This window comes from Allobaculum fili, assembly GCF_020969955.1.
In the GTDB taxonomy this organism is placed as follows: Bacteria; Bacillota_I; Bacilli_A; order Erysipelotrichales; family Erysipelotrichaceae; genus Allobaculum; species Allobaculum fili.
On sequence record NZ_JAHDSX010000060.1, the window covers coordinates 1 to 11,682 of the forward strand.

Below are 11,682 nucleotides of genomic sequence, written 5' to 3' on the forward strand. Positions count from 1 at the left end.
GTGTTCGTAAATCGATGTATTTGAAAACTGTCATCTGAGTATGCACTTTCTAGTCCTCCATTACGGAGTACGATACAAGTCAGGTGGCCCAGTTTTCAAATCCGATTTTCGCTTTTTTGGACCAGTTATAAACTACAAAAAACATGCGATCCGCTGGTATAACCGAGATGCGAATCAAGTTCTCCCTGGAGCATCTGTTCAAGGACAGGGCCAAATATTTCCCTGATGAGGTCTGAGGCTTCTTTAAACGTCTTAGGTTTGTATTCCTTAACGATGGTTGAAGCAATCTGTTCCTGAAGGGTTGGTGCAGCTTTAGCTTTACGTGGCATAAGTGGTCTCCTTGTATAAATTTGTCAGGCTCAAGCTGATTGTATCAGTCTGATGCCTTGATGGAATTTACACAAAAGACCTTACACTCTCAGGGCTGGCTCCATGTGAGGGTGGAGTCAGTCCTTTGGTCGTTATTTCGCAAAATCTATCAGACATTCTTTCCTGCAGAAAGGAAAAATACTAATAATATTTCTAATGCACTGGTTTACAAATATTGAGACAAATTGTTCGCCATTAGTTCTGCTTGAGAAAGAACCAGATCAATCGCACCAGGAATTTCTTCAGGTGGATAATGGTACTTCCTCAAAAGACGTCTAATATTTTTGCGGATTCCGGCTCTGGCACTTTCTTTGCGTTGCCAGTCAATCGAGACACTATGCCGAAGAATATCCGTGAGCTCTTTTGCAATCTGTACCAGTTGGTCGTTTTCATAAAAGTCTTTTACCGCTTCCGGCTTGCAGAGAGCATCATAGAAAGCGACTTCTTCAATAGATAAACCCAGATCATTTCCTGCCTGACTGGCATTCCTGATATCTTGGGCCATCCGCATCAATTCCTCAATCACTTCTTCATTCGTTATCAACCCATTCACATAGGAATTTAACGCTTTCTTCAAGCGATCAGAAAACTCTTCTGATTTAACAACATTAGTTCTTTTGAAGCCACGGATTTCATCATTCAGTAATCTTTTCAGAAGTTCCAGGGACAGATTTTTTCCCTCCATATTTCTGATTTCCTCTAAGAAGTCAGTATCAAAAAGTGAAAATTCTTCCCCACGATCTGAGAAAAGGCTTACCACACCCTCACTCTTGATCGTCTGTTTCAGAAGTTCATTAATTTGAGCGTTCACTTCTTTCAAAGACAGCCTGCCCGAAGCACCGGAAGTCGAAATCCGATTTAAAAGCGTTTTTGCAGCGATAAAATAACCCGCTTCTCTTTGTTGTTTATCATCAACCAAACTGCTGCACAGAGAGAGAGACTGCTTCAAACGCTGGGCTTCCTTGATAAATTTGAACTGTGCTCTTTCTTTTTCTGGAATATTCATTTCTTGATGGGTTAAATCCATGATGTGATTCACTCCACCAGTGATTGCTCTTCCTTTTTCCAAATCCGTACCTTGCAAAAAGGACTTATAGTCGTACCCTTTGAATAAGTCTCTACAGCTGAATAGAGCCTCTTCAAATATAGGAAGTGCCTTTTTCTTAATATCTGGGTCACCAAAATTCTTCTGGTCGCTCTTGGTATAGTCCTTCATTGCTTGCTTTAATGCGGAGGCAATACCAATATAATCGACTACAAGTCCGCCCTCTTTATCCCCGAAGACACGATTCACTCTGGCAATCGCCTGCATCAGGTTATGGCCGCTCATTGGTTTAAAAACATACATAGTAGCCAAGGATGGAACATCAAAACCCGTGAGCCACATATCACGAACAATCGCGATTTTGAAATCAGACTCATTATCTTTGAACTCTTTTGCCAAATCCGCTCGATACTTATCCGTACCCGTATATTCGTGCCACTCTTCTGGATCTTTATTACTTCCAGTCATTACAATCTTGACCTTTTTATCCCAGGTAGGTTCAAGCTCCAGCATCTTATGGTAAAGCTTCACAGCAATTTCTCTGGAGTAAGCAACGATCAGCGCTTTCCCAGTCAATAAATTTTCACGATTTTCTTTGTAGTGATCAATAATATCTCTTGCTAGAGAGTCAATCGTTTCATCACTGCCAAGAATAGCCTCCATATTGCTAAGTTCTTTTTTGCTTTTATCAATTGTGATCTCATCTGCCTCAGCAGCCAACATATCGTACGTGTTGTCGATTCTTCGAAGAGTCTCTTCATCGAGTTTAAGCTTCATAACCCGGCTTTCATAGTAAACCGGTCTGGTCGCACCATCTTCAACAGCTTGAGTCATGTCGTAAATATCAATATAGTCTCCGAACACAGCTCTCGTGTCTTTATCTTCAGAATCAATTGGCGTTCCAGTGAAGCCGATATAGGTCGCATTTGGAAGACTATCGCGAACTTTTTTGGCTGCCCCAATCACCGTTTTTGCAAGAACATTCCCGTATTGATCCTTGGTCGTTACAAATTTTTCAGTAAGACCGTATTGACTACGATGGGCCTCATCCGCCATAACAATAATATTTTTCCGTTTAGATAGAGCTCCCCATTCTTCTTCGAATTTGGCCATAGTGGTAAAGATGATACCGCCACTTTGTCTATTATTTAAAAGCTCATATAGATTTTCTCTAGAGGTGGCCTGAACAGGCGTTTGACGCAGGAACTTATGACAATCCGAGAAGGTCTTAAATAGCTGATCGTCAAGATCACGGCGATCAGTAAGGACAACAAAAGTTGGATCATCCATTTGCTGGTCTAATAAATGAGTATAGAAAACCATAGACAGCGACTTACCGCTGCCTTGAGTATGCCAAAATACTCCCCCTCGTCCGTCTGTTTTTGAAGCCAGCATCGTGGAATGAACGGCTTTCTCAACGGCAAAATACTGATGATATCCAGCCAGAGTCTTGATTAGCCGACCACCAGGCGTCATGAATAAAATGAAGTTTTTCAGAATATTCAGGAAACGATCCTTCTGGAAAATGCCCGTAAAAAAGGTTTCAAAGTTTGCAAACTTCGTGTTTTCATAATTTCCATCTGTCGTTTTCCAGTCCATATAACGGTCTTCATTGCTCGAGATTGTACCAGCTCGTGAAACCAACATATCGGACATCACGCAAATTTGATTATAGTTAAATAAGCAGGGGATATCCAGCATATAATTGCGCAGCTGAACATATCCCTCAGAAGCACCTGTTTCATCCCGTGATGGCGATTTGAGCTCGATCACAACTAATGGCATTCCGTTTACAAACAGGACAAGATCTGGCCTTTTCTTTTTAAATTCTTCTACAGTGAACTGATTCACGATGAGAAAAGAGTTGTTCTGTACATCGTTATAATCGATCAAATGAACCAGATCATTTTTCATTTCACCATTTCGATAGTAGGAGACTCTCAGCCCATTCTGCAGATAGTCTGTAAATTGTTCATTCCTGGTTTCAAGAGAACCGACCTCCAAATTCCGAATTTTGACTACTGCTTCGTCAAAGGCAGCAGCTGGAAGGTCAGGATTACACATTCGTAGTGAATCTCTTAATACCTCGAGAAGAAGGGGATCCCTATAATCCCGATCCATATCTGGACCATATTGATATTCATAGCCTAATTCTGACTCGAACAACTGTATCAGAGTCTTTTCATAGGAATCTTCAGTGTATTGATTCATGGAATCCCTCCTTTTCTAGGATTTAGCTGGTGAAAACAAGAATTTATTGGCTTAGAGCTCAATATTAGATATGTCAAGTTCACCGGAGAATAGTTTTGGAAGCAAGATATCTCTTAAGTTGGCAAGCTTTAAATTTTCCGCCTGATTTGCCCAAATGGTTTCAAAAAGAGGAGAAACAACATCTGTAAATGAGTTCATTTCTTCTGCTGTTGGCACGACTATTTCTGTTTTCTGAAAATCAGGAACTGTAAGCTGTTGTTGCGTAGTCCCAGTTCCGAGAATTTTGGAGTTCCTTAACCACAGATAAAGATATTTCGCAGATACTATTTCTTTTTTCGGGACTAAGGTGATAAGCCGGACTATCGGGGTATATGGTCGATGGCGCAAGCAAACATAACCAATAGTTCCTCTCGCGGAGACCGTAATGCTTTCATCCTCAATTTTGTACCCACTTGAAAATCCATAAAGGCCTTCGTCTCTAATGCCATTAGAATAAATTGGATATGGATATTCTGTGGTTTGAACGGCAGATACAGTTTTTGGTTTATCTCCCCCAGCTCCTATTAGGGATACATCCGCGAGAGTGGTCTTTTTCCATCCATCTCGTGATGGTCCTGGTGTGAGGAATCGACTTCTGAAAATTTCCTGTATTTGCTGTTCTAAATTCTTGTTTATCTGATTATTGAGATCGATTTTCGCTTGCATTCGCTCAATCAAATTTATCTGCTTTTTCTGAAATTCCAAGGAAGGTAAATCAATTTCAATGTTTTTAAAGTTCTTCAATGGTTGTGCCAAAGCTGGAACACCAGTCTGGTTTTTAAATGCCAAAATTTTCGATTGCCCTTCTCTGGTGTGGAAATAATAAACAAGGTATGGAACGTATACTTGATCTTCATCAAAAGAGACGCGGAATTGTCTCTGCGAGACTAAGTATTCATTGTATTTAGAGTCTTTCGGGATATAGGCTATCTGCCCAACAGTTCCGCTAATAGTAACAACAACATCACCTTTTTTGGCGATAGATCGGCTTAATGATCGCGCCTTCTCTTCCGAAACAAATTTCGTTATATTGTCAGTCACCTTAACTCCCTTGAGATTAGCTCCATCTACGATGGGGAAACCGGATGAAGTGAAGCATTCAACTTTTAAATTCGAACCAAAAGGTCCTGCCGCGATATCTTTAATTACCTCGTCTAATTTAATTATCATCCAATACACCTCCTATGTGAGCTTTTTACATTACTTTGTTTCACCATCGCATATTGCATGGTTGTATCAATCCGTTCATGTCCAAGCAATTTTTGCAATTGCTCAACCGGCATACCTTTATCAATGGCTGTTGTAGCCATAGTCCTTCGAAACTTATGGGGATGGACTTTGGTGATTCCGGCACCTTCGCCGATAGTCTTTAGTCGTGACTCTACCCCATTTATCGTCAATCTGGCATATGGCTGCTTTAATCCTACGAACAGCGCTTCTCCTCCATCTACCCGTTCAGACAAATACTTGGAAAGATGGAGCTTAGTGCGCGCATCAAAGTAGACTGGACGTTCTTTATTACCTTTACCAAATACAATGCATTCCCTCTCGGTTAAATCAACGTCATCAATGTTAAGTTTGACAAGCTCACCAACACGCATACCTGTGGAGGCAAGCAAATCAATCATTGCCAAATCTCTGCTGTTAGACGTTGAATCTCTCATTTTTTCGAGTTCTTCATCAGAGTAAGTGTCTTTGATCACCTTATCTGTTTTAATTTTGTGAATCCTTCTTGCTGGACTCTTTAGGATATGGTCCTCTTCTTCGAGCCAAGAAAAAAAGCTTGAGATAATTCTTCGGATATTATCGATAGTTACTTTGCTTGATCCATGTAGCTTCTGATAATCAGATAAATAAGATCGGAGATCATCAGTCATGATTCCAATAACAGGCTTACTAATCTGATCGAGCATCTTTTGAATAGTTTTTCTATAATAATCAATCGACTTCTCAGAGCAGCCTTCGACCTGTTTGGCCGATAAAAACAAATCCAAATACTCTTCATTTTGCTTAGAAGGGTCTTCCTGATGATTTTGAGAAACATCGAACTGCGAAACTACAGCTCGAATAACAGTCTCAATCGTTTTCAACTCTCCGTAACCAAACAAACCACTCAACGCCTGGACAACACTGTTCACTAAGATTTCCTGCATAATCTTCACCTCGCCTACAGTGAGTATGCAAATATCAGTAGGTGGAGCAAACAAGAATTTAGAGCAGCAGGCGCAGGCTATTTACGAAGAACTCTTCATTAAAAAAGCCAACCCGCAGTGGGAAACAGGACTTCTTTCAGATTTGGTAGAGGTTAAATACGGAAAAGATCATAAAAAGCTGGCTGATGGTGGCTATCCCGTATATGGTTCTGGTGGAATTATGCGTTATGTTGAGCGACCACTCTATTCTGGGGAGTCAGTTTTGATACCTCGTAAGGGTACACTCAACAATGTAATGTATGTCAATGGGGCGTTTTGGTCTGTAGATACGATGTTTTACACTAAGATGCAACGCCCTAATGTGGCAAAGTTTGTTTTCCATTTTATAAAGAGTAAGGATCTTGCTTCGCTGAATGCTGGTTCTGCTGTTCCGAGTATGACAACAAACATTTTGAATGCAATGCAGCTCCGTATCCCATATGAAAAGACACTCCGAGAGTTTGAAGAACTTGTTTTACCTATGTATAAAGCCATGCAGGAAAACGAAACGCAATCCTCAAGACTGGCCTCAATAAGGGATGCTCTACTCCCTCGCCTTATGTCCGGCGAGCTGGATGTCTCGGGCATCGACCTCTAAGCCGCTAAATTCTTGTTTATGAGAGCATTGTTATCCATTTTCTCATCTAGAGAATTCAAGATGCCGGCTATTCTTTTTTGAAGCTGAAGAGGCGGAAGATCAATTTCCTGGTTTTCCATATCTTGCTTTGTTATATGAGCCATCACACTTCCATGTCCGCCAGCTTGCATTCTTCGAACATTGTTTAGAAGCCAGTAATACAAATAGTATTTATCTGCTTTACTGTCATCTACCTGCAGTTTCCAAATATGATAGTGATAAATAGATTTTGGTCCGCGATAAATTTTTGGTCCGAATGATGCTGACCAAGCAAACAACAAATCGTCATCCTCACAGTATTTATCTGATTCAAGTTCTAAATCTGAATAGAGCATTTCTGAATTGGTAAAAAAATTACCCACTCGAAGAACTTGATATTTTCCTTTCTCTAGTAGTTCGTTTAATTTATAGGCACGGCCATTAATCACCCGACAGACATCTTTAAATTTCATACCCAATATTCTCCAGTTGCTTCCTGATTTCATCTTCGAGTTCACGTGATTGTTTAAACAAATCACCAAGTTCAGAAGTCAGGCGTTTCATTTTTTCGTCGAATGGCTCTCCATCTTCTTTGTCTTCTTCAATTCCTACGTATCTGCCTGGAGTTAGAATATAGTCCTGTTTTGCGATTTCTTCGGTATCGACTATTGCCCAGTGCCCTGGATTATTCTCAAGGTTACCTTCTTCGTAGGATTGATAAAGTTCACCTATCTTTTTAACATCTTCATCGGAAAATTCGCGCAGTTTCCTGGAAACCATGGTTCCCATATCTTTAGCGTCAATAAAAAGCGTCTTTCCTTTTTGCTTTTTATTCATTGAAAGAAACCAGAGTGAAACAGGGATACCCGTTGAATAGAAGAGCTTTTCAGGCAAAGCTACTATGCAATCAACCAAGTCTGCTTCAATGATTTTTTTACGGATTTCGCCCTCACCCTTTGTCTGAGTAGAAAGCGCACCATTTGCCAGGACCATACCGATCTTTCCGTTTCGGTTCAGGTGAGAAATCATATGCTCCATCCAGGCAAAGTTTGCGTTTGATTCAGGAGGTGTTCCATAAGCCCATCTCGGGTCATCTTCGAGCGATTTGTGCCACCAGCTTTTATCGTTGAAAGGAGGATTCGCCATCACAAAATCCATCTTTTCATGAGGGTGAAGATCTTCCAAAAAGGTGTCTGCGTTGTGGGGGCCGAGGTTTGCATCAATTCCTCTGATCGCCAGGTTCATCTGAGCAAGCTTCCAGGTAGTCGGATTAGATTCCTGCCCAAACACGGAAATATCATTCAGGTGACCTCCATGATTCTCAATGAATTTTGCAGACTGCACAAACATTCCGCCGCTACCGCAGCAAGGATCGTAAACACGGCCATGGTAAGGTTTTAAAACCTCAACAAGCGTGCGCACTACAGAAGAAGGCGTATAGAATTCGCCTGCGTTTTTGCCTTCCTGGGAAGCAAATTTCTGGAGACAATATTCATAGGTTCTTCCGAGAATATCTTTTTCGTTTCCGTGTTCGTGCATTTTGATATTGGTGAACAAATCGACAACTTCACCTAATCTTCGCTGGTCCATTTCAGGGCGGGCATAGTTTTTTGGTAGAACGCCTTTCAGTTTTGGGTTCTCTTTCTCGATTTGTTCCATCGCAGAGTCGATGGCTGTTCCAACAGAGTTTGTATGCGCGGAGTTCTTAATCACATCCCATCGAGCACCTTCCGGAACGAAAAATATGTTTTCAGAAATATACTCATCTTTATCGTCAGGATCAGCATATGGGTCTTTTAAAAGTTCAGCACGTTTTGCTTCGAAAGAATCAGAGATATACTTCAAAAAGATTAAGCCGAGAATAACGTGTTTATATTCAGAAGCATCCATGCTACCGCGGAGAACATCGGCTGCACTCCACAGTTCAGCTTCAAATCCCACATCTGCTTTATTAGATACTCTCTTCTTTGTATTTGCCATAAGTCTCCTTCTTTTGCCTCATGGGCTATGTATTCTTTCATTATAATCACCCCTGGATTGCAAAGGGCTTTCATCGAAAAAAAATCAGGCTATCAGTGGCTTCTTACACCGAAAGATCAGCCGCTATTTAAGCCTGATATAAAGATTGGTTTTCCTGTCCCCTCAATATTGGAAATGGACCAATTTGTTTAGCGATACCATCCTGATAAATCTTTTTTTCGCAAAAAGGGGCATAAACCAAATGGTCCATTCCATCTTTTATGCCCCGACTCCCGGCGGATTACCCCGTTCTCTTGGCACGGAAAAGCGGGCGTGTTACGCCCGAATAGCATGGTCGACTTACGCCGATAGATAAATCTAAATATATTAAAAATTACTATATGAAGCTTTAAACTCAAACCTTGGGATTCTGATCTCAGATTTCGGAATTCAGAACCCTAAAATACGAAATCTCAGTCTGATTTATTGGAATATACATCTAAGGCCTTCTGCAATCGCCCAAATCGAACGATGCAGTTCATTGCGTTCCCGCAGCCTGTTTTCTGTCACAATAATTCCTTCTGGCTTTGAAGCTGCACGAGTTTCGTATTTCTTTGCGTTCATTCGTTACTGGTTCAATACACCATGAGCGCCATTCTTTTGCTCAAATTTCGTAAAGGTGTCTGAATTTGATTGTTCGTTTCAGAGCCTTGTGAAGACTGTCTTTAGTAATCTTAAGCTCATTATTCACAACAGCTTTAACTAAATTTGGATATTCTTTTGGGTTCGCCTCAATCATTGAAATAGGACTTGAAGAACCATCTACGCCTTTTCCTTTATGATGAATCGGTCCAATAATGATATCCGAATACTCATAATTAAGTTTTAGTTTGCCGTAATTAAATCTCTTGATTTCTTCATTAGTCACGAATTCAATCTGTCTGGGGTCAATTCCAACTTGAGAGGCAATTTGATCAATTGCTTTTTTATCGAGGTGCGTAAATCCAATGATCATGACCTTGGCTGTATATCGATTGAAGATCCAGTCGTTTTGGGTTGTTTCTGTATCCTCATAAAAGCCAATCTTTTTTAGATAAGACTCAAGCCCTCCTGTTCGATTCTCCAGGAGAAGACGATCAGATACGTAGGAACAGACTTCATATGCCAGATTGTCAAGGCCCTGTTTATCTAACGCCAAGAGACTCACCACCCTCATCAAAAAGAGAATCTCGTTTTGCAATAATTCTCTCTACCCGCTGTCTAGCTTCTTTCAGCCGGTCTTGAAGGATCTTATATCTGGCTCCCATGACTTTCTGCTGCTCCAGATCAAGTTTGGGAATTTCCATATTTTTAAGATCCGGGGTTGTAATATTTTTTATAACAGAGCCTTTACTGATGGATTCCAATCTGTTTTTACCGTCGCTCGAAGTGAGGTAAGCCATCAAATACCGAGGATCAATTTTTTGAAGATCGGGGCGGATAACAAGAAAGTTGCTGCTAGGAATCACATGCATTTCTCCAATACCTTCCATAAAAGCAATCTGTGGTGCGACCCCTTTGGAAAAGATCAGAATATCACCATCCATTAAATAAATATCATTTTGAGCTGAAGAATCTTCGCCGATTGTCTCCAATGCGGAGATATCAATCTGCTGATCACGCAGTGCCTTGGCTGTAAGAAGATAACAATCGCCTTCAGCATTCTCATTCATCTTAGCCAGATTTTTTCCTCTGAATACTTCAGCAACATCCTTAACACAGTATGTATTCTCAAAGTCTCTCAGACTAGTCTGAGTGTAGTAGCGCTGCGGATATAAAAGGGAGCTGTCAGCTTCTGCCTCTGCAACACTTAAATCGTTAAAGAGGGTCTCGTGATTACGAATCGTTGACTCTAATCCTTCCAGAAGCTCCTTCTGTTTCTGCAAACTCTTTTTTCGGCCAAGAGAAAAGATACTATTAAGATCACAGATTTGAATCTTCGAATTCTCTTTTTTACTCAGAATAAGAAGCACAGGAGAAATAGAAGTATTAGGGAGGATTCCAGCAGGAAGCTGAATGACTTTTTCAATAACGCTGCTCTTGATCAATGCATTGACGAACTTCTTTTCGGAGTTAGAGAAGAGGACAGAAGGCGTAGTGACCAAAGCGGCAATTCCATCTTTATCCAATGAAATAAGAGCATCATTAACCAACTCAGCCTCGTACGACCGAACGTTGATTTCTTCACCATTAAAAGCGAGGATTGGTGTGCGCTCTACTCGTCTCATTCCAAATGGAAGTTCTCCAAGAACAAGATCAAATCGGCCTTTTTCTGTTTTATGATTCAAGCGATCGATTCTCACTTCGATGGGCAGGTTAAACACCCTGCTAACAATTTGCTGAAGCATGCAATGTCTGGGGTTCAGGTCTTCTGAAACAATTCTGGCAGTCGGGAAATCCTGCGCCGCTTTTGCAGTAATATTTCCACGACACGAATTCATATTGAGGATTCGCAGCGGTTTTACATCCCCCTCAAAAAGTCGAATCAGATCAGGAAGAATCTTCAGACCGTTTCCGGGTTCCGTAGAATCAGTAATCGAAAGAGCATTAATAATGGTACTCTTGATCCCTTCATAATCCAGATCCCGTAAAGCCTCTGTCCATAAAGAGACAGCCTCCTGATTAGCCCCGTCTACATTGATGTCGCTAATGTCTTTGTTTAATACATGGGCTGCTGCTACAGCCAGATTTAAAATTTCTTCACTTGATTTGACAGCGCTCAGCTCTTTCATTGGAGATTCAACTTTTAAAATCTCCAGATCACTAGCAATTCTTTCTTTTGATGTCTTTACTTCTGTTGGCAAATTCGTACCTCCTAAGTTTATTTAAACTTTTTTCCTTGAGCTTATTCTGGCATTAATCCGACCAAAATTCAAGAAGTTTATATAAACTTTTTCATGATTATTTATGGCAATCCAATTATCATGAGGAATTATTGCCTTTTAACCCTGTGAGACGGAGGAAAACCGAAAAGAAGACATTAGAACGCAAGAAAAAACTGTACAGAATTGTTCTGATCCAGGTTCTGTATATGTAAATTCTACTGACTTATTTTTGTCAATTGAAAACTGGTCCAGTCGTAAACTAGAACTTTCCCAATCAGCTAAACTATACGGTCGGATTTTTGCGTGGACGACCACGTTTCCTTTTGGGCTGGTCTACTGGATCTGGTCGTGGAATCAGATCCAGTTTTTGAAGAATTTCTATCTGAC

Annotated in this window: 8 protein-coding genes and 1 pseudogene; 1 reads left to right on the plus strand and 8 read right to left on the minus strand. The window is 40.8% G+C overall.

Features of this window, described 5'->3' with window-relative positions:
• Positions 1-143 precede the first annotated feature (143 nt).
• From Afil_RS09795 to xerA, 4 genes and pseudogenes are all read right to left on the minus strand, one after another.
• Positions 144-329, minus strand: a pseudogene (locus Afil_RS09795) (IS256 family transposase); the annotation flags it as partial.
• Between the two features lie 206 nt (positions 330-535).
• A complete protein-coding gene (locus Afil_RS09800; protein ID WP_230268379.1) occupies positions 536-3,625 on the minus strand; it encodes a type I restriction endonuclease subunit R in 3,090 nt (1,029 codons plus the stop codon).
• A 51-nt stretch (positions 3,626-3,676) separates the two neighbouring features.
• The gene (locus Afil_RS09805; protein ID WP_230268380.1) at positions 3,677-4,834 is read right to left on the minus strand and encodes a restriction endonuclease subunit S; all 1,158 of its coding nucleotides are present in this window, start codon (positions 4,832-4,834) and stop codon (positions 3,677-3,679) included.
• A complete protein-coding gene (gene xerA / locus Afil_RS09810; RefSeq protein ID WP_230268381.1) occupies positions 4,831-5,817 on the minus strand; it encodes a site-specific tyrosine recombinase/integron integrase in 987 nt (328 codons plus the stop codon). The genes Afil_RS09805 and xerA overlap by 4 nt, the downstream gene beginning before the upstream one ends.
• 25 nt (positions 5,818-5,842) lie before the next feature.
• On the opposite strand from xerA, the gene Afil_RS09815 reads away from it, so the two are divergent.
• The gene (locus Afil_RS09815) at positions 5,843-6,454 is read left to right on the plus strand and encodes a restriction endonuclease subunit S (protein ID WP_230268382.1); all 612 of its coding nucleotides are present in this window, start codon (positions 5,843-5,845) and stop codon (positions 6,452-6,454) included.
• Here Afil_RS09815 and Afil_RS09820 read toward each other — a convergent pair.
• The 4 genes from Afil_RS09820 to Afil_RS09835 all read right to left on the minus strand — a co-directional run bounded on the left by Afil_RS09820 (position 6,451) and on the right by Afil_RS09835 (position 11,274).
• Positions 6,451-6,945 carry a restriction endonuclease subunit S gene (locus Afil_RS09820; protein ID WP_230268383.1) on the minus strand — a complete coding sequence of 165 codons (495 nt, stop codon included), beginning with the start codon at positions 6,943-6,945 and terminating at the stop codon, positions 6,451-6,453. The genes Afil_RS09815 and Afil_RS09820 overlap by 4 nt on opposite strands.
• Positions 6,935-8,452, minus strand: a complete 1,518-nt coding sequence (locus tag Afil_RS09825) for a type I restriction-modification system subunit M (protein WP_230268384.1) — start codon at positions 8,450-8,452, stop codon at positions 6,935-6,937. Before Afil_RS09825 ends, Afil_RS09820 begins: the two co-directional genes overlap by 11 nt.
• 643 nt (positions 8,453-9,095) lie before the next feature.
• Positions 9,096-9,629 (minus strand): hypothetical protein, encoded by a 534-nt coding sequence (locus tag Afil_RS09830; protein ID WP_230268385.1) that lies wholly within the window; start codon positions 9,627-9,629, stop codon positions 9,096-9,098.
• On the minus strand, positions 9,616-11,274 hold the full coding sequence (locus Afil_RS09835; protein WP_230268386.1) for an N-6 DNA methylase: 1,659 nt from the start codon (positions 11,272-11,274) through the stop codon (positions 9,616-9,618). Before Afil_RS09835 ends, Afil_RS09830 begins: the two co-directional genes overlap by 14 nt.
• Positions 11,275-11,682 lie beyond the last annotated feature (408 nt).

Bases quoted from the DNA above. Each gene is read 5' to 3' on its own strand.
- Afil_RS09800 (WP_230268379.1), bottom strand. From the start codon at position 3,625: ATGAATCAATACACTGAAGATTCCTATGAAAAGACTCTGATACAGTTG.
- Afil_RS09805 (WP_230268380.1), bottom strand. From the start codon at position 4,834: ATGATAATTAAATTAGACGAGGTAATTAAAGATATCGCGGCAGGACCT.
- xerA (WP_230268381.1), bottom strand. From the start codon at position 5,817: ATGCAGGAAATCTTAGTGAACAGTGTTGTCCAGGCGTTGAGTGGTTTG.
- Afil_RS09815 (WP_230268382.1), top strand. From the start codon at position 5,843: ATGCAAATATCAGTAGGTGGAGCAAACAAGAATTTAGAGCAGCAGGCG.
- Afil_RS09820 (WP_230268383.1), bottom strand. From the start codon at position 6,945: ATGAAATTTAAAGATGTCTGTCGGGTGATTAATGGCCGTGCCTATAAA.
- Afil_RS09825 (WP_230268384.1), bottom strand. From the start codon at position 8,452: ATGGCAAATACAAAGAAGAGAGTATCTAATAAAGCAGATGTGGGATTT.